The 19734-nt window shown below is 45.4% G+C and carries 18 protein-coding genes; 12 read left to right on the top strand and 6 right to left on the bottom strand.

What is annotated here, in order from left to right; all coding sequences use genetic code 11:
* Positions 1-29: 29 nt before the first annotated feature.
* From GO755_RS08165 to GO755_RS08145, 5 genes are all read right to left on the bottom strand, one after another.
* Positions 30-836, bottom strand: coding sequence for an alpha/beta hydrolase (locus tag GO755_RS08165; RefSeq protein WP_157584263.1), 807 nt, complete (start codon positions 834-836; stop codon positions 30-32).
* A 54-nt stretch (positions 837-890) separates the two neighbouring features.
* Positions 891-1481 (bottom strand): hypothetical protein, encoded by a 591-nt coding sequence (locus GO755_RS08160; protein ID WP_157584262.1) that lies wholly within the window; start codon positions 1479-1481, stop codon positions 891-893.
* Positions 1482-1639: 158 nt separating this feature from the next.
* A complete protein-coding gene (locus GO755_RS08155; protein ID WP_157584261.1) occupies positions 1640-2059 on the bottom strand; it encodes a DUF3592 domain-containing protein in 420 nt (139 codons plus the stop codon).
* 860 nt (positions 2060-2919) lie between these two features.
* A complete protein-coding gene (locus GO755_RS08150) occupies positions 2920-3768 on the bottom strand; it encodes an FkbM family methyltransferase (RefSeq protein WP_157584260.1) in 849 nt (282 codons plus the stop codon).
* 162 nt (positions 3769-3930) lie between these two features.
* Positions 3931-5244 (bottom strand): glycoside hydrolase family 2 TIM barrel-domain containing protein, encoded by a 1314-nt coding sequence (locus GO755_RS08145; RefSeq protein WP_157584259.1) that lies wholly within the window; start codon positions 5242-5244, stop codon positions 3931-3933.
* A 282-nt stretch (positions 5245-5526) separates the two neighbouring features.
* Here GO755_RS08145 and GO755_RS08140 point away from each other — a divergent pair, with 282 nt between their 5' ends.
* The 8 genes from GO755_RS08140 (at position 5527) to GO755_RS08105 (ending at position 14251) form a co-directional block, all read left to right on the top strand.
* Positions 5527-5757 carry a 4a-hydroxytetrahydrobiopterin dehydratase gene (locus GO755_RS08140; RefSeq protein WP_157584258.1) on the top strand — a complete coding sequence of 77 codons (231 nt, stop codon included), beginning with the start codon at positions 5527-5529 and terminating at the stop codon, positions 5755-5757.
* A 77-nt stretch (positions 5758-5834) separates the two neighbouring features.
* A complete protein-coding gene (gene rsmI / locus GO755_RS08135) occupies positions 5835-6563 on the top strand; it encodes a 16S rRNA (cytidine(1402)-2'-O)-methyltransferase (protein WP_157584257.1) in 729 nt (242 codons plus the stop codon).
* Positions 6529-7809, top strand: coding sequence for a lipoprotein N-acyltransferase Lnb domain-containing protein (locus tag GO755_RS08130; RefSeq protein WP_317165817.1), 1281 nt, complete (start codon positions 6529-6531; stop codon positions 7807-7809). The genes rsmI and GO755_RS08130 overlap by 35 nt, the downstream gene beginning before the upstream one ends.
* Before the next feature lie 72 nt (positions 7810-7881).
* A complete protein-coding gene (locus GO755_RS08125) occupies positions 7882-9174 on the top strand; it encodes an acetylxylan esterase (protein WP_157584256.1) in 1293 nt (430 codons plus the stop codon).
* A gap of 108 nt (positions 9175-9282) precedes the next feature.
* Complete coding sequence (locus GO755_RS08120; RefSeq protein WP_157584255.1) at positions 9283-10215, top strand: D-2-hydroxyacid dehydrogenase; 933 nt, start codon at positions 9283-9285, stop codon at positions 10213-10215.
* A gap of 154 nt (positions 10216-10369) precedes the next feature.
* Positions 10370-13084, top strand: coding sequence for a DNA gyrase/topoisomerase IV subunit A (locus GO755_RS08115; protein ID WP_157584254.1), 2715 nt, complete (start codon positions 10370-10372; stop codon positions 13082-13084).
* Positions 13085-13182: 98 nt separating this feature from the next.
* Positions 13183-13548: a VOC family protein gene (locus tag GO755_RS08110; RefSeq protein WP_157584253.1), complete on the top strand. Its 366-nt coding sequence runs from the start codon at positions 13183-13185 to the stop codon at positions 13546-13548.
* Position 13549: 1 nt separating this feature from the next.
* Positions 13550-14251 (top strand): SanA/YdcF family protein, encoded by a 702-nt coding sequence (locus GO755_RS08105; protein WP_157584252.1) that lies wholly within the window; start codon positions 13550-13552, stop codon positions 14249-14251.
* 10 nt (positions 14252-14261) lie between these two features.
* Here GO755_RS08105 and GO755_RS08100 read toward each other — a convergent pair whose 3' ends face one another.
* The gene (locus tag GO755_RS08100; RefSeq protein WP_157584251.1) at positions 14262-15785 is read right to left on the bottom strand and encodes a capsule assembly Wzi family protein; all 1524 of its coding nucleotides are present in this window, start codon (positions 15783-15785) and stop codon (positions 14262-14264) included.
* A 422-nt stretch (positions 15786-16207) separates the two neighbouring features.
* Here GO755_RS08100 and GO755_RS08095 point away from each other — a divergent pair, with 422 nt between their 5' ends.
* From GO755_RS08095 to GO755_RS08080, 4 genes are all read left to right on the top strand, one after another.
* Complete coding sequence (locus GO755_RS08095; RefSeq protein WP_157584250.1) at positions 16208-16783, top strand: DinB family protein; 576 nt, start codon at positions 16208-16210, stop codon at positions 16781-16783.
* 100 nt (positions 16784-16883) lie between these two features.
* On the top strand, positions 16884-17306 hold the full coding sequence (locus GO755_RS08090; protein WP_157584249.1) for an EVE domain-containing protein: 423 nt from the start codon (positions 16884-16886) through the stop codon (positions 17304-17306).
* A 108-nt stretch (positions 17307-17414) separates the two neighbouring features.
* Entirely contained in the window at positions 17415-18311 is an 897-nt protein-coding gene (locus GO755_RS08085; protein WP_157584248.1) for a class I SAM-dependent methyltransferase, read from the top strand.
* Positions 18308-19615, top strand: a complete 1308-nt coding sequence (locus GO755_RS08080) for a tetratricopeptide repeat protein (protein ID WP_198174780.1) — start codon at positions 18308-18310, stop codon at positions 19613-19615. The genes GO755_RS08085 and GO755_RS08080 overlap by 4 nt, the downstream gene beginning before the upstream one ends.
* Positions 19616-19734: the final 119 nt, after the last annotated feature.

Below are 19734 nucleotides of genomic sequence, written 5' to 3'. Positions count from 1 at the left end.
TATCAATAAATTACTATCCAATTGCTTACTTAATATCCCCATTTCTTTAGGAAATTAGTTTGTAAGCTATCTACAGTTGTAGAATATCGCCTATCGAGCCAGATAAAATGAGAGGCACCTTCAAGGGCATGAAATTCAAGCGGGTTTCCTGCTTTGATCATTTCCGTTTCAAACCGTTTGGCTCCCGAAAAAGGTACATTTCCATCTTGGGTGCCATGGATCGCTAAAATGGGAGGCATACCTTTTCGGACCAGAAAATTTGGCGATATCTGTTTGACGAGATTTTTGTTTTTAAGCGTTTGCCTGATCCAGGCCGTAGTCTGGTCTGTAAGATCATAAACCCCCGAATTAACTAGCAGTAGATTGGGTGTTGCGCTAAAACGCAGGTCATCCGTTTTTTCATTCCACTGGTCAGCCATTGCGCAAGTCAGCACTAAATGCCCACCCGCCGAGTTCCCGGAAGCGACGATACGACTCGTATCGATATGGAATTCAGTTGCATGCTGCCTCAGCCACCTAATGGCCGAACGCGCATCTTTTACTGCTTCAAAGGGCAATGTTCTTTCTCGCCCATAAATTCGATATTCCACTGCACAAGCTACCCAACCATGCTCAGCATCGCTTCTACAGGCGTCGAAGAACCAGTCAGGCTTGCCTTCTGACCAGCTACCACCGTGAAAATAAACCATTAACGGGCACTTTTGAATCGGCTTATTCGGCAGGAATAAGTGCAAGTCCAGTTGATAGGAACCTACTTTTTTGTAGACTTTGACTAAATGACCTTGACGCCCCTTATAATCATCTTCATATAACTGAGTGATCTTATGCAGGTGCACTGTATCCTGGCATCTCTTTATGAAATCCCTGTATAGGCTATGGATACCTTTAATTCATTTGTTCTCAATATGGTTAACTAGATAATTATAGTACCAGAACTCCCTGCATGTTGGGTTCGTCACATAGTTGGGAATAAGCTTCCAGACCGCCTGTAATTCCTGATTATCTGTATTGTTATAACTGGGCTTGTTTAGTTCGTGGTCGATTTGAAACGAAAAGAATGCCCGGACGTAATCTGTAAAGTCCGAATTGGCCAGCAGGTCTATCCGGTTAAAATCCGGTAGATTTTTCTCTAGTCGTTTAGTAATCAGCGGATGAGAAGGGTAAGTGTGGCCTGTGTAGATGGCATAATTAGTAGGATAATCAGCCAGGAGTCGATCAAAATAATAATGAATTTCCGCTTCCTGTTGCTGGACAAAAGCAGCATCCAACTGACTACGATATTGGTTCAATACGCCATCTAATAATGCTCGGGCAGAATCAATCTTGGCCAGAAACTTACTCTCCGGTAAAGAATAGTTCTGGACGTATTGCTGACGAAAGGGTCGACTGAAGCTTCTACCAATCGTTTGAAGCTGGGTAAGGTATTGTTTTTGTATGGTACTGTCAGCCCGCATACTAGCCTTCGCGGTAACCAGAGTCAATAGGATTAAAATTAGGGAGATAATGCTTAATTTCCTCAGCAGAAAAGAGACAGATCGGCCAGACATTTTAGTGAACTAGTTAGTTTTTCGGCGCAAGGTAAATCAATGGCCGCAGACTAATGCTCGGTTGGATTGACGAGTGAATCTACAGCGATTACTTACAATAAAAATTGCTTCGAGTAAGCTTCGAATATATAATAGCCACCCCCAATAATGAGCAGTACTGCGGCAATTGCCAACAAAATGACTGCCCAGCCAAAAGCCCCGAAGTAAGTTAGTACCATTGGATTTTCGGGGTCGTTTACCTGATAAATAATAGTCGCTTTTTCGCCGATTGCCCAATCGGGTGGAGAACTCGCCACTTTGTAGGGGTAATGAATCTCTTTACCCGTAATCGTAGTAAACCTAAAAATAGGCCGATAGGTGGATTTTCCTTTTCTCCCACTTTCTTTTTGAAGTTCTTCAACCGTAGCAATGGATCGGCTGCCCGTCTTAATAAACTTAATAGATGTAGAAAAAAAGTATAATGAGCCCAGGAGCAGGAGAACGCCAAGCAAGAACGTAATAAAGTAGCCCATTTAAGTTGTATGAAAGGTTTGTTAGATAGCCGCCAGGAAAGCAATCTACTATCGATACTACTTTTAGCCGTTAATGAACTGATTAAACGGTAGTGTTTGGCCCTGGAGATTACTATTGACTGCCTATGGGAATCTGATAAGCCTGGGTACAATCGTTATCAAGTTTACAAAAACGCCCGGTTCATCTCGACCAGGCGTTTCAAAACTTCCTCTTTTTAACCAAAAAATCACATGTACGATAATTGGAGCGATACGGATTGCTTTGGTAATCTTTTTTTTTCGTCGATTAATAAAAAATGTCTATCTCCTGGGCAACTTGCTGCCTACCTGAACTGTCTTCCTGAGTTTAATGGCTCCACTGGTCGTTGCTGGTAAAGATTTTGTGTTAATGTTAACCTTTTGCCAGTTAAAGAGTTATCTATATTCACTTAGCCTTAATTTGTATGCTGTGACTTTACTTCATCATCCAAATTATTGTCATGGAATTCAAGAAGAAGTCCCTGCCTGTACCTGGTCCCTGGACGCTAATTTTTATGATCTCGGCTTCGCTATTCTGGCTGGTCATTGAGAATCTCTGGAAGTTGATTTTCTGAGTCAGTGCTCTACTAAGATGACCTGCTTAGCTTGAAGCTAAGCAGTCATTTGGTTACTGAATTGAACCCCTTATTTATAGGATAGTGCAACGCTAACCCTCCGCAGGGCGTATTAGGGTTTGGTGGAGTACAATCCGGTGAATGGTTTGTGCTATTGATTAGAATTTGAGCATAGGAAACGCTGATTCTGGTAGAATCAGCGTTTTTTGTTCAGACAAGCCAGTTGTAACCGCTTGGGCAATTCGACCGGGGTAATAAACTCGTTTCTTATTTTATAACAGGAGCTTCTAACGTTTCATACTGATTACGCGCCTTTACATCAGGCAATATACGCTCTCTGTTTTTTAGTGAATTATAGACATCTTCTCTAATAAATGTTCGTTTCAGATATTGCGTAGAGTGCACTAATACATAGCCTGCTTTTTTTAATCTATCGCACGATTTTTTTATTCGAAAATGAAACGATTTATCATTGGCGTTATGAACTTCATCAAATTCTACTAAGATCGACTTAACATCTAAATTATCATCAATAATTGTGTCAATTACCGTATATTCTGCGCCCTCAATTTCTATTTTTACAACATCCACACTACTGTGTCCCAACATATTCATTAGATTGCCTAGTCGGTCGACTGGAGCTTCTATATACTCTTTGGAGTCCTGGAATAAATAAAGGGAATGTGAAGCATAGTCATCGCGTTCAGGAGCAAAAAATTTTAGATTTGTTTTACGATCCCACACACCAATTTCAACAAATGTAATTGACTCCAATTGATCTTCCGATATTCGATAAGTGAATGGTACAGTTGGCTCTATAGTAAGTAGTTGTCCCTGTTTTGTGCACTCTTTTAGCGTATGGAAATGATTGATACCTTCGGGCATTGGGTCAAAAATATACACTTGGGCATCATAAATAACTTTTAATTCAGTGTCAAACGAAATATCTTCACCAGCGCCGATGCAATAGCAAATAGAATCACTTGTTAGAAAATTATCAGGGAGGTAATATCCATGATAATTTGACCCAATATGAACTAAATCTTTGAGCGGTTTTACGCCCTGTTGCGGGTGTATACCTAATACTTTTTTTGCAATTCCAATAACATTTCGCATAAACTCGGTGTCAATTAAAGGTAGATAGTTTTATTAAAAGTAAATCAGGAGAAAATTAAAATACCAGAGTATCTATAGATAAAACAGAAAGCCTATAATGAATAGGCTTCCAAATTGATGACGCTCTTAATTTATACGAGACTATTCTGGTAAAACCAAGCATTATTTAGCCGAACTATCGGCCTTTATTTCAAAAGAAAAATTGGCTGATGAAACATGCCGATGCGTATCATATGCATAAGCAAATAATCGATAAGCGCCCGGCTTATCAGGCAATTTGAATGAGATAAGTGCGTGATCAGGGCTTGAGATCAACCCTTTTATGGCAGGCAGAGGAGTGCCGGCATAATCTGCCGAAAATTGAGCACGCCGTTTAATTTCCCAATAGTAAGTTAACGTGTCGCCATCCAGATCATTGGCCACTATATGTGCCTGATGAGGTAATGTCGAGGGCGTATATGACTGGTATGCAGAAGGCTTTCCATCGATTAATAATGCCTTTACCACAGGGGCTTTATTGGGAGACTGTTTTCCTGACCATAGGAGTTGCATCAATTCTACCATTGGGGTTGATCGCCCCTGATCGTCAAATACATTAAACCAGGTATGGGTTTCTTCCTGCTTAAAACCCCAGTAGAATAGATAGGAGCCGAAGCAATTAGGTGGTTGAGAACCAATATACTTACGGTAAAATCCGTTTAAGTAGTCGTATTTCTGCTGGCTGGTTGGTTCGATTGGCGCTTTCCAGGGAGTAACAGGCGTTTCCCAATACGCTTGTGCGCCATATTCGGAAATTAAATAGGGTTTATCCCACCCGCCTTTTTTTAAAAATTGAGGCAACTTTTCAGTCAGCGCATAGGAGTTAACCGCCAAAACATCAACGGCTGGACAACGTTCCTGCACTAGCCAAATAGCTCGTTCACTATCGGGCGAAATAACGGTTGCAACCGGATGGTCGGGGTCGAGTTCATGAACAAGTGCCGCCAGGCGATTAACTTCATCATACACCCGGAAGTTGCTCGCTTCCATTGCCCACTCATTACCTACGCACCACATTAATAAGGCAGGGTGGTGTCGATATTTGAGCACAATTTTGCGAATGCGCTCGTACTGACGATCGACGGCCGTCTGATCATCATAATCGAAACCTTCCATTTCACGTTCTACCCAAAGCCCAAAAAATACGGTTAGCCCCAACGACTGAGCCTGGTCTAAAATGGAACTGGCCTCAAGATCGTCCCAGATGCGCACCGAATTACCACCACAAGATTTTAATTGAGACAGATGACTTACCCCTCCAGCGCCCTTAATAAAATACGGTTTCCCGTAGCGTAACAACTGAAATGACTGGCCATTCTGATGGATAGAGGTGGGCTTGACCCCCGTTGACGTTTCGGAATGAGACTTGTTTGTTTCGGTACACCCGCTATTAATTAGACTGGTTACCAGAAACACTATAACAAACAATAGGCGCATTAGGAACGGTGAGTAATAACAAGTTTATATGTTGACGAATAAATTAACTTTTGGTCACTTTAAGTTGGAGAAAAATTAAATCAATTAACTATATATAGCATGAAAATCAATAAGTTACTAGTTGTTGAGTAGGTAAAAATTTAGTCTATACTATAATGAAATAGCTTTATAAAGCTAACGGACAGGCATACACGTATGAGGCTATCCAGCAATATCCAATTGGCGCTGAACAGAAGAGCCCCACTCACGGTTGACCATTAACAATCAATTATTAACTAGTTTATGTGGCAGGAACAAGATAACCAACTCACCCGCGATTTTCAGTTCGCTGATTTTAGTGAAGCCTTTGCGTTTATGACTCGCGTGGCCCTTATTGCTGAAAAAATGAACCACCATCCCTGGTGGTCGAATGTCTATAATCAGGTCACAATCAAGCTCTCGACCCACGACGCTGGCGATACCATAACCGATAAAGATCGTAAACTGGCAGCGGCAATTGATAAAATTGTTTAATGTTCCAGGTTGGTTGCCGAACTTTGAGCCATGCCGGAGAATCGGTTTAACGAAGGAACCTGAAACACTAATCGAACTTGAAACTATTTCTTGTGCCGACGCCCATCGGCAATCTTGACGACATCACGCTTCGAGCCATTAAAACGCTACAAAGTGTTGATGCAATTCTGGCTGAAGATACGCGTACATCAGGCGTGTTGCTGCGTCACCTGAGCATCAGTAAGCCGCTGCATAGCTACCATATTTTTAATGAGCATCAGACTGTACAGCGGTTGGTGGGTCAGCTAAAAGAAGGAAAAACGCTCGCCCTGGTTTCGGATGCAGGTACTCCGGGAATTTCAGATCCTGGCTTTCTGCTCGTGCGCGAATGCATTAAAAACGATATTCCAGTTGAGTGTCTGCCCGGCCCGACAGCTTTTGTGCCAGCGCTGGTTAATTCCGGCTTGCCCAACGACCGATTTACATTCGAAGGGTTTTTACCACACAAAAAAGGCCGGCAAACGCGCCTGGCCGAACTGGCAGGGGAGGAGCGTACTATGGTCTTTTACGAATCACCCCATCGACTTCTAAAAACCCTCCAGCAATTTGCTGACCTGTTCGGCCACGATCGACAGGCCAGCGTTTCCCGCGAACTCACCAAACTATTCGAAGAAAATAAGCGCGGGCCATTGTCCGAACTTATTGCGTATTTTGCCCAAAAAACGATCAAAGGTGAACTGGTTATTTGTGTCCAGGGAAAAGAGCCAAGCCGAGGCAAGGCCAAACGAGTTTATGACAATGACGTTGATGACGACGAAGATGAATAAGGAGCGTGGAGCATGGGGCTCAGAGCATGGAATAAAACGATGGACTTTTATCCTGGTCCTTACTCTTTATTCATCATTCATCATTCATCATTCATCATTCAGCCAAACGCTCTCTCCCGCTGCTCGTGTAAGCCTGATTACGTACGGCCCTGGTAATGACGATATTTCATCGGTCTTTGGGCATACCGAAATACGATTTACTGATCCAATGCTGGGCCTTGATAGGGATTATAGTTTTGGTGGCTTCGATTATCGGGCTGACTATTTCATCATAAAATTTTTGCGGGGTACGCTGCCGTATAACCTAACGGTCCATAATTTATATCAGGTTCTTTACTACTATCAGCAAACAAACCGAAGTATTCGGGAGCAGTCACTGAATTTATCGCCCATCCAGCGGCAGCGGCTATTTTCGGCATTAGAGGAGAATTATTTGCCTCAAAACCGGGAGTATCGGTACAAGTTTTATTATGATAACTGTTCCACGCGCCCTCGGGATATGATTGCCAATGCCTGCGGTGATAGTCTGACAATTCCGTCACGTTCACGCATGACCGGTAAATCGTACCGCGATTTGATGAACGAGTATCTGGAGGAAATGCCCTGGTATCAGTTGGGCATGAATCTCGCTATTGGAAAACCGTCTGATGAACAAACAGATGGCTGGCACGCAATGTATTTGCCCGAGCGGCTATTCGACCAGTTCGCTCATGCCACGCTGCGACAAGCGAACGGGCAGATTGTTCCTTTAGTAAGTAGTGTACAAACCATCTTTGCTCCTCAGGAGACGTTTCGCCAGCAGGTTTCCCTGCTTCTCGATCCCGATGTTGTCTTTGCTATATTGGGGGTTCTGGTCGCGCTGTTTACCATACGTCGTTATAAGGTTGCGGGTAAGGTGGATAGCTGGTTTGATCGACTCCTGTTTAGTATTGTAGGTTTTCTCGGCTGGTTTTTACTGGTGCTTTGGCTAATTAGAGATGATGGGGTGACATCCTGGAATGCCACGCTATTATACCTTATGCCGCTACACTTGCCACTCATCTTCTGGGCCACCAGCTCAAAGGCTACAGCACGACGCCGGACACTGTATTTTGGAACAACAGCGCTCCTGATTTTACTGGGGATACTGTTCTCGAAAATACCGGGTGGTTTCGATGTGTTGTTCCCAATGACGTTGCTTATCCGCTGCATCGTGAATTTGCAGCCGGTTCGTCAGGCTTATCGAACGCCTGCACGTATTGATTGAGTCAGCCCCGGTTATAATTCCCGCCGACGTTGCTTTGTGTGAATGATAGAACAAACACTTGCGCTACATTCCATGAAAAAACTGTTGCTTCCTGGGTTATTACTACTATGGTTTACAAACGCGCTGGCTCAACCAGTTGAGCGGCTAGTTAAAGTAATCATCACCCCCGACCATGCCGACTGGCTCTATAAAATCGGTGAGCCTGTCAAATTCAACGTGTCGGTTTATAAGAGTAGTGTGCTGCTGAAAGGGGCAAAACTCCGCTATGAAATCGGGCCCGAGAAGATGGAGCCGACCAAAAAAGAAACCGTCACGCTGAAAGACGGAACATTGGCACTAGAGGGAGGTACGATGAAAACGGGGGGCTTTCTTCGCTGTATTGCTACCGTAGAACTGGATGGTAAAGAGTATCGGGGGCTCACAACGGCTGGTTTCGAACCACAAACGATCAAGCCAACCGTAGCGAATCCCGCTGATTTTAAGGCGTTCTGGGATCAGGCGAAGGCTGATCTGGCCAAAATTCCGATGGATGCCCGCATGACGCTTCTGCCGGACCGCTGTACCGAACTCACGAACGTTTATCAACTCAATCTTCAAAATATTAACAACTCCCGATTCTATGGGATTTTGTGCGTACCCAAGAAAGAGGGCAAATACCCTGCTATTCTTCGCGTGCCTGGTGCGGGTGTCCGGCCGTATAATGGGATGATTGCTGAAGCAGAGAAAGGGTTTATTACCCTCGAAGTTGGTATTCATGGGGTTCCGGTTACGATGGACCCCATTGTGTATGACAACCTCAGCCGAGGACCACTCAATGGGTATCAGGCGGCTAATCTTGATGACCGCGATCGCTATTATTACAAACGCGTTTATCTGGGCTGTGTGCGTGCCGTAGATTTTCTGGTGAGTATGCCACAGTATGATGGACAAAATCTAGCTGTTACGGGTGGGAGTCAGGGTGGTGCTCTGTCGATCGTTACGGCTGGTTTGGATTCACGCATCAAATGGCTGGGGGCCTATTATCCGGCCCTTGCCGATGTGACCGGTTACCTCAATGGTCGTGCCGGGGGATGGCCGCACCTATTCGCGGGCGATAATCTGGCGTTCAACAACAAACCTGACCGAATCAAGACAACGGGCTATTACGACGTAGTTAACTTCGCCCGAACGGTCAATGTGCCGGGTTATTATTCGTGGGGCTTCAACGATGAGACCTGCCCGCCAACGTCCATGTATGCAGCCTATAACGTTATCCCCGGACCTAAAATGCTGGACGTCGTGCTGGACACAGGCCACTGGACCTATCCCGAACAAACCGAAAAAATGACCAACTGGCTATTGGGTCAGTTGAAAGGAGTGAAGTAAGAATTTATTTAACTGTAGTGAGCGCAAGGTAAAAACGCAGAGAGGGGCAAGGCTATAAATTCTTTGCGTTCTTTGCGACATACTTTGCGCTCCTTGTGTTTTAATTTTATGCAACTATTTGTCAACTCCGCGTTTGATACCACGCTTAAAGCTGAACTCCAACAGCAACTTCCTGCCGACATCTCTGTCATATTTCGAGATGACGTACCTACGGTAGAACAACAATCTGTATTCAGATCGGCCCACTTCATTCTGGGCAATCCACCCGCTTCCTGGTTTGCAGAATCGCTGCCCAATCTAAAATTCTGGCAGTTGGATTCGGCAGGTTTTGATGGGTATAAATCGGTTCAGCTTAACGCCACAATCGCCAATATGGGCGATTACTTTGCTTTGCCTTGTGCCGAAACGATGGTGGCGGGCATTCTGGCGCTTTATCGGGCTATACCAGAATTGGCCGTACTGCAAAGCCGTTCCGAGTGGGTGGGTGCGCCTATTCGCGCCCGCACGAATTTGTTGTGGAAGAAGCGAGTCGTCATTCTGGGTACAGGAACTATTGGGCAGTCAGTGCGCCAGATGTTATCGGGATTCAGTTGCGAACTATATATGCTGGCCCGCACCGATCCACACGCCGATTTGCATTCGGCCGAAGAACTCAAAGCGATTTTGCCCAGAATCGATATTGTAGTGAATTGCCTGCCCGGAACAGCGACCGGTTTTTACTCTGCCGAACTGATTGAGGCCATGCAACCCGGTAGTCTATACGCAAACGTTGGCCGCGGCAGCACCACCGACGAGCCAGCGCTGATCAAGGCGTTGCAGTCGGGCCAGCTGGGCGGTGCTGTGCTGGACGTAACCGCTACCGAGCCGCTGCCAACAGACAACCCGCTCTGGACATTGTCCAATGTGTTACTTACCCAGCACACTGGGGGAGGACAGCCTGACGAAGATGCTGGAAAGGTCGCTCAGTTTTTGCGAAATCTGGTCCTTTTTCAGGCAGGACAACCTGTGGAGAACGAGGTTGAACTAGGACGAGGGTATTGACGAATAAATTAAACTTATTTTCTGGGAGTAGCCTTTTAATGGCAAATAAGCCCGTTTTTCAACTTTTTTTTGTATATTTAAGGAGTCGAACGCGACACCAATCGCTCGATTTATCTGCGTACTAATCCACTGGAACAGTTCCTGAAGCAAGTCAATGACAAACGAAGAAAATGAACAGCCGATAGAGGACGACAACCAGCAACCTGAAGGATTTTCATCGACCGATGAAACTGAGCTGACCGACGCCCTTGGATCGGATCAATTACCCACTGAACCTATTAATGAAGTCCTGCATGATCAGACTGTCGTGTCAGGGTTGTACGAAAACTACTTTCTCGATTACGCATCCTACGTTATTCTTGAACGGGCTGTGCCTGCCGTCGAAGATGGCCTGAAACCGGTTCAACGCCGGATTCTGCATGCCCTGAAAGAGATGGACGATGGTCGCTTTAACAAAGTGGCCAATGTGATTGGCCAAACGATGCAGTTTCACCCGCATGGCGATGCCTCTATTGGGGAAGCACTCGTTAACATTGGCCAGAAAGAACTCCTCTTCGATACCCAGGGTAGCTGGGGCGATGTGCGTACCGGCGATGGAGCCGCTGCCCCGCGCTATATTGAAGTACGTCTCTCGAAGTTTGCACAGGATGCCATTTACAACGACAAAACCACCGAGTGGCAATTGTCGTACGACGGCCGCAAACGAGAGCCGGTTACACTGCCCGTAAAATTCCCACTCCTGCTGGCGCAGGGCGTAGAGGGGATCGCTGTTGGTCTTTCGACCAAAATTCTGCCTCATAATTTCAATGAACTTATAGAGGCTTCCATTCAGATTCTGAAAGATAAACCCGTATCGCTTTTCCCCGATTTTCAGACCGGTGGCCACATTGATGTGAGCAATTACAACGATGGGCACCGGGGTGGTAAGGTACGGGTGCGGGCTAAAATTGAAGAAGTCGATAAGAAAATCCTCGCTATACGTGATGTGCCTTTTGGCGTTACCACGTCGCAATTGATCGATTCGATTGTCAAGGCGGCTGAGGTTGGTAAAATCCGGATCAAAGCGCCTAGTCGGAACGTGGCTGCTGTGGTTGACAACACGGCGAGAGATGTTGAGATTCTGGTTCACTTACAGCCGGGCGTGTCGCCTGATGTGACGATTGATGCCCTCTACGCCTTTACGGATTGTGAAGTAAGCATTTCGCCCAATGCCTGCGTAATCATTGGTGACAAACCACATTTCGTTAGTGTAACAGACATCCTGCGGGTCAATACGCACCAAACCGTGCAGTTGCTGCAACGCGAACTGGAGATTCGACGTAGTGAACTGATGGAACGGTTGCTGTATAGTTCGCTCGAAAAGATTTTCATCGAGAACCGCATCTACCGGAAAATAGAAGAGTGCGAAACCTTTGAAGCCGTACTCGAAACGATTGATAAGGCACTCAAACCCTTTAAAAAACAGTTTTATCGGGCCATTACAGAAGATGATCTTATTCGCCTGACGGAGATTAAAATCAAGCGGATTTCCAAATATGATGGCTTCAAAGCGGAGGAGTTAATGCGCCGATTAGAGCAGGAATTGGCCGAAACAGAGGATAATCTGGCCAACATTACCCGCTACGCCATCAACTATTATAAAGACCTGCAAAAGAAGTACGGCAAAGGGCGTGAGCGCAAAACCGAAATTCGGGGATTCAACACCATTGCTGCCAGTGTGGTAGCCGCTGCCAATCAGAAACTGTATGTCGACCGCGAAGGCGGTTTTATTGGGTACGGACTGAAAAAGGAAGAATACGTCAGCGATTGTTCAGACATCGACGATATCATTGTATTCCGGCGCGATGGCAAATGCCTGGTCACGAAAATTCAGGATAAAGTATTTGTCGGCAAGGATATTCTCTACGTTTCCGTATTCAAGAAAAACGATGAGCGTAAGATTTATAACCTGATTTACCTGGATGGAAAGTCAGGTATTTCAATGGCTAAGCGATTTCCGGTTACGGGCGTTACCCGCGACCGTGAGTATGACCTGACAATGGGTAATCCCAAGTCGAAACTAACTTATTTTAGTGCCAACGATAATGGAGAAGCGGAAGTCATTACTATTAACCTGACGGCTCAGAGTTCGGCGAAGATTAAGCAGTTTGATTATGATTTTGCCAGTGTTGGGATTAAAAACCGCTCGGCGCAGGGGAATATCCTGACAAAGTACCCGGTTCGGAAAATTACCCAGAAAACGGGCGGTGTGTCGACGCTCGGTGGCGTAGATATCTGGTACGACGAACACTTGGGGCGGCTTAACCGCGACGAGCGCGGTAAGTTGCTGGGGAATTTTGACGCCAAAGACAGCATTCTGGTCGTTTATAAAGATGGCCAATACGAATTGACGAGTTTTGATCTGACCAACCGTTACGAGCCTAATGATGTGGCCGTACTCATGAAATTTGACCCCGAGACAGTGTTGTCGGCGGTTTATTATGAAGCAAACCAGAAAGCCTGGTTTGTAAAACGATTCAAAGTCGAAACGACGACTTTAGACAAAAAATTCAGCTTTATTGGTGATACGAAAGGATCTAAATCACTAGCCGTTACAGCAGATCGGCATCCGCGTATCGAGATTATTCATCAGGTAAAAGACCGGGGACCACTGGAAAAAATGATTCTGGAGCCGGATGGATTTATTGATGTTCGAGGTTGGAAAGCATTGGGTAATAAATTGCCGTTCGCCAAAGTTAAAGAGGTTAAGTTATTAGCACCGAAAGTGGTGAAAGAGGCCGTAAAAGTGGCCCCTGTTGCCGATTCGGTTAGTATAGGAACGACGGAAAGTGACGAAAAAGAACCAGTACAATTGGGTTTGTTTTCATAATTTATAGCTGAACCAGGTTGCTGAAGAAGTTTGTAGTTTGATAGTTGGAGTCGGTTAGGCGACAAACCTCAAACTACAAACTACAAACCTCAGACTCTATGGCGAATACGAATTTTTTAGGATTGCGAACGGTAATTTATGCTGCTCCGAACCTTCTCGAAACCAAAGAATGGTACACAAAAGCGTTAGGGCTTGAGCCGTATTTCGATCAGACTTTCTATGTTGGCTTTAACGTTGGCGGATACGAACTGGGGCTTGATCCTGCTGCACAGATTGCTGAAGGTAGCACAGTAACCTACTGGGGCGTTTCCGACATTGAAGCCAGTGTGCAGCGTTTACTTGATCTGGGCGCTACCGCTCACACCGATAGTCAGGATGTGGGTGATGGGATTAAGGTCGCGACTGTTCGTGACCCGTTTGGCAATGTGGTTGGATTAATCGAAAATCCGCATTTTAGTCTTTAAAATGAACACGACTTTGGCTACCGATTACAACGACGAAGCACACCGCGAAGCGGTTGGCGTTCGCGTAGCCAAGCGTGTGATTAAATTGATTATTGCACTCCTGTTTGCAGGGGCAATGGTTATACTGATCAGTAACTGGTGGGTAGTTTATAATACAAAAGATCAGATTTATTTTGACATCAATGAGTTGCCCGCAAATGATTTTGGCTTAGTATTAGGGACGAGTAAATTTGTCCGAACGGGTAAAGAAAATCTCTTCTTTCGCTATCGAATGGAGGCTACAGCCCGACTCTGGAAAGAGGGTAAAGTGAAATACCTGATTTTAAGCGGTAACAACGATTCAGAATACTATAACGAGCCCGTAGATATGCAGCGGGCGCTGATTAGGCTAGGCATTCCAGTGTCGGTCATGCAGCTCGATTATGCGGGCTATCGAACCTTCGATTCGGTAGTACGTTGCAAGGACGAGTTCAATCAGGAAAAGATTACGATTATCTCTCAGAATTTTCACAACGCCCGCGCGCTTTATATCGGGAATCACGAAGGGATGGAAGCCATTGCATTCGCAGCTCAGGATGTACCTGATGGTTATTCGCTACGAACCCTTGTCCGTGAGTATCTTGCTCGTCCATATGCACTGCTCGATGTGCACGTATTCCGTCCGCAGCCCGAAAAAGGTAATTGGCAACGGAAACGCAAATAGATATGGAAATCTAATCAGGATCTACTGGTTGCCGTTTCTTGCTTTGACCTTCTTTTCGAATGCCGATAAAGAAACCTACACTGTTATCGTACAAGTCGCCAATATCGGTAGCTACAGAAGCATTGGCTGTTACTCCGTTGAGGATTGCAAGTGGGGCCGCTACCGACAGAACTGAAGAAAACTGCCGTACAGGTTTATCAAATGGTACTTCATAGGTACCGAGATTCGTACTGTACGACGCTTTTAATTGAAATCGAAAAAAATCCAAAACCTGCCCCGACAAGCCAAGGTGCATTACTGATACCCGATTATTATTTGTGAAGGCATACCGGGGTAAATTGCTGCGGCTATCCGTTGATGGGCTAATAAACGGAGTCCCCATCGTGAGGCCGTAGCGCGACCAGCCATCCTGATACTGCGAATGATTAAAATAATTATCGCGGCCCCGCTGAAGTGGATCGTTTTCTAAAAATGAACTCCCTCCCTGGCTTTCTGTATACAGATATTCCAGTAGAATGTCCTGAATCTGCAACCCATTGGGATTTCTGGGTCGGCGGTTACGTATCCGTAACCCATTTAAGCCATCCTGAAGATTGATGAGATAAAACAGGGAGCCATCTTCGTAGATATTTTGTCGATACGCAAAAATAGAAAACGAGCGTGCTGTGTACTCAAATGCCAGATCGATTGTACCAAGGTGATTACCAATCCTATTTTTACTGTCGAATGCACTGACGCGATTGGTATCGATATCAGTCCGGTTACCCAGTGTGACGGGGAACACAACATTGATATAATCGCTAAACTGATTGGGTAACTGATTATTTTTAATAACTGATCCTGGCAGGTGTTCGGTACTTCCCCCCCACATAACCTCATGGTTAATGCCAGCAAAAAGCTTAAGGCGCCAATGTGGTTTCCCAAATCGACCGTAGAGGGCTTTCTGGTGAAGTAACGTATTGTTCACAAATCGCTCTTCTTCAAACCAGCCATGCGCGTAAAACCCCTTAAAGCCGAACAGGCTGTTTCTAGGTAAATAGTCATTCACCGCTAGTTGAATTTTCGCCATTGGCAATGTATTGCCTGACCAGGCATACGATCCCGATGTGAGCGTTGTGTCGACTAGCCCAATAATTTCCCGACGTCGCCCGGCCCAGACTTCCAGGCTTTTTCCAAACTTTACTTTTACATAAGCTTCCGGAATAAGTAATTTATAGTCATAGCCAGCATTAAACACTGCTTCAGCCCCCCAGCCCCAGTCAATTCGTCGATTAGCTGCCCGAAGACTGTCAAGTTTAGTTTTTGGCGCGTCATGATAGTCTACCCGGAGCGCTTGCCGAACAGTCATAAATGCCTGATCGCGCGGAACAATACCGTACTGATTTGCCCGTAGCCAGAATGGAGTTTGCCCCGACGTGGCAAAGTAGGCACCTACTTCGGTACGATAACGCAACGGTTTTGAGGTCTGAGCAAAACAGAAAGACGCCCAGAACAGACAAGGGAGAAGCAGACGTGGAGCACCAAATTGAATCATAAATCTATTTCATCTTCCCTTGAGTCTTTACTTTTTTTGTTTCGTCACTTTGTATCAACAAAAAATGCTGATTAGTTGCGTACACAAAACATGCCACTCTATTTTTGGTTGCTAGTTATACGATTACTGAGGCTATAGGGCCGACGTTAATCATGTGTTTAGCTTGTTTGTTTTCGAAGGACATCAATATTGGCTACCTTTGTTGGAGCGTTCAGAAACTACCCCTTGCTTGTTAACAACATGGTGGAACTGGGTTACAACTAACGTAAAGTCGTAGAAACCAGACAACTAAACTGAACATAGCTAACTAACAGATTTTATAACCAACGAATTGATTTCAGGGTAGAGACCCTATTTGCCAGGATAGGTAGCTTATATAGTTACTGTCTATAGCATTTACTAACTCAACCATTCATTGAACTATGGTACCAAACGACGAACTGATCCGCATCATTGACCTACTAAACACAACGTACGAAGGTGAGGAAGCCTGGCATGGCCCATCGGTAGTTGATGTATTACGGGGCGTTACGCCCGATATGGCAGGGAAACGGATTGCTCCTAATACGCACAGCATTGCCGAACTCGTCTTTCACATGACTAGCTGGCGAATATTCTGTGTCAAAAAGATGCAGGGCGACGAGACGTTTGATATTACTACGCCTGACAAAAATTTTGGTGCACTGCCCGATAAAATTGATGATTTTGAGTGGGAGGCCCTCGAAATGGAATTGAGCCTGAGTCAGGAAGAACTTATTAATGAACTCGACAAGCGAGATGATGATGAGTTTCTGGAAGATATTGTTCCTGGTCGTGACTATACCTACTACGACATGTTGCATGGTATCATCAACCATGATATGTACCACACAGGCCAGATCATGATTCTACGTAAAGCACTGAGCTTTAAAGGAACAGGCTCGCGTTTTGCAGATGATGATATTGATGAATTTGGCTCCCCTTTTGGTAGTGGCCAGGAACACGACGATTATTATTGATCGTTAGTAGAGTAAGTGCAGTGAGTGTATTAAGTGCAGTAGGTATATCCTAAGCTTAGTATACCTACTGCACTTAATACACTCACTGCACTACATTCTCATGAACTACTGGCTTGTTAAGTCCGAACCTGACGTATACGGGTGGCATCATTTTATTGAACAAGGTCGTGCTGTTTGGGATGGTGTTCGCAACTACCAGGCGCGCAACAACCTAAAAGCCATGCAACTGGACGATCATGTATTGTTTTATCATAGTGTAACAAATATTGGCGTTGTTGGCTTGGCTAAAGTGGCGCGGGAAGCGTATCCAGATCCAACTGTACCAGACGATTTGCGCTGGGTAGTCGTGGAGTTAGAGCCGGTAATGCCTTTAGAAAAAATTGTTTCGCTTGCTCAGATAAAAGCCGAACCACTCCTGGCAAATCTTAGCCTCATCCGACAATCTCGTTTGTCGGTCATGCCCGTTCGGCCAGATGAATTTGAATTGATCTTAAAAATGGGCCAGTCTACGAGTGCAATGTAAATCGTGGAGTGCGTGAAATAAGTTTGGTCTGTAGTGCAATCTATTTGCTTGAAGTCGTCAGACTACTACACTTAATCCACTTACTCGACGATTTACTGAAAATGATATATGTCAAACATCCAATTAATTACGCCCAAACCCTGGACTGAATACGAACTGATCGACTCGGGTAATTTTCAGAAACTCGAACGATTCGGTGAGTTCATTTTATCCCGCCCCGAACCACAAGCCATCTGGGATAAATCATTGTCTGATCAGGATTGGGAACGTCGTGCTCATGCCATTTTTCGCCGTGATCGTCAGTCTCCGGAACGGGGAGATTGGCAAACTACGCCCGATATGCGGGACCCCTGGTATGTTACATTTCGGCAAGCTGGGCTGAATCTAAAGTTTAAACTGGCGCTAACTACCTTTAAGCACGTAGGGCTGTTTCCTGAGCAGGCAGACAACTGGGCGTATATCCATGAGAAAGTAAACGGCCTAAAAGCCCATGTCGCTCGGCCTAAAGTATTGAATTTGTTTGCCTATACGGGCGGAGCTTCGCTGGCGGCCCGTCAGGCCGGGGCTGACGTAACCCATGTCGATGCGGTAAAACCTGTTATTAGCTGGGCGCGCGAAAACATGGATCACAGCGAGTTAGATAATATCCGTTGGGTGGTTGAAGACGCGGTGAAGTTCGTTCGTAGAGAAGTTCGGCGTGGTAATCAGTACAATGGTATTATTCTTGACCCGCCTGCTTATGGTCGTGGACCCGATGGAGAAAAATGGGTGCTCGAAGAACAGCTCAACGATTTGCTAAAATCCTGCGCCGATCTGCTCGACCGATCCGATTTTTTCTTTATCATCAATCTCTATTCACTTGGGTTCTCATCCCTTATCCTGGACAACCTGATGCAACCGCTATTCGGTCGTGTACCCAACCCGGAATGGGGTGAATTAGCCGTTGCTGACCAGGCTAATAAACGATTACCTTTGGGTGTATTTTATCGGTTCGCATCCGTATGAAGAGTATAAAGAGCGAAAGAGTGAATGAGCGAATGAGTGAAAGACCGGGCCGCCGAAGTGCTGAAGTGCGTGCCTATAGGTGGTTTTCGTTCATTCGCTCATTCACTCTTTCGCTCTTTATAATCACCCTTCTCGTCGCCTGTAGTGATGATAATCGGCAGACGGCGCACATCCCAGACTTCCCTAAGTTGGGAGATAGTAGCCGGGCGGAAGGTGCCTTGCGTGCACTGACGCAATCGATCAATCAGTCGTCGTCCTCGTCGGCCTATGCCAAACGGGCAGTTATTCTGCTCACCATGGGGCGCGTGAGTGATGCCTTGGCCGATATAGACGAAGCTATTAATCGGAATGACAATATTGGTTCATTTTACTTAACCCGTGCTCAGATCCTTCGAGCATTGCAGCAGCCTGAAAAAGCGCTTCAAAACGCTCAAAGGGCTGAAATTTTGGGTGTCGATACCCCCGAGTTATATACCTTGCAAGGGGATTTACTTCAACAGCAAAATCAGTTCGATAAGGCAAAGCTTTATGTAGCAAAAGCACTGCAAATGGCCCCTTACGATGGAGAAGCTTATTTTTTCAACGGACTCATGGCTGCTCGCCAGGGCGATACAGCACAAGCACTTGTACTGTATGAGCAGTCTTTGCGGCTAAAACCCCGTTATATGGAAACATATAATCAATTAGCCTCCATATACCGAACACTGGGTGATCTGAATTCTGCCCTTGTCTATAATGAACAGGCCCTTCACTATTTTCCTGATAATGCTAAACTGTATTATGGGCGGGGAATGATTTACCACACTGAGGGGAAACTCGATAGCGCCATGATTTATTATCAGCAGACGGTAAAGATGCAGCCCAATTACTATCAGGTGTATTTTCAGATGGGCCTGATTAATCAGAAATATCGGAATTATTATTCTGCTTTGGCTAATTACCAGCATGTTCTGCAACTTCGACCTCAGTTTCCGCGTATTGATACATACATCGGTTATTGTCATGAACAAATGGGGCAATACGAGTTGGCTATTACAGCCTATACAAAAGCAGCCCAGCTGAACGCAACAGATCAACAGGCTGTTGCTGGATTGTGGCGATCTCAGCGACGACAATATGCGCAAAGTTCGTATAACTCCTTATTTTTGCCTGATACGGTAGCTAAACCGTTGACACCAACGCGAAGCCGGGCGGTACTCGATACAACCCGTGTTCATATTTCGACCATTCAGCCGAAGTCAAGGGTGACAACCAACGCCAGCGATTCGCTCAAACGAACCGTGAAACCGATAGGACAGAATTAGTGTAGTAGGTGTAGTGTGTGTAGTAAGTGGAATAGGTTAACCACCAATTACCTATTTCACCCACTACACTACTTTACTCAATACAAAATAAGTGGCTTACAGTTGTAGGTAAGCTGCGG

It is taken from the genome of Spirosoma arboris, from assembly GCF_009754945.1.
In the GTDB taxonomy this organism is placed as follows: domain Bacteria; phylum Bacteroidota; class Bacteroidia; order Cytophagales; family Spirosomataceae; genus Spirosoma; species Spirosoma arboris.
The sequence above is the reverse complement of the archived record's forward strand: the minus strand, read 5'-3'. Positions and strand labels throughout refer to the sequence as shown.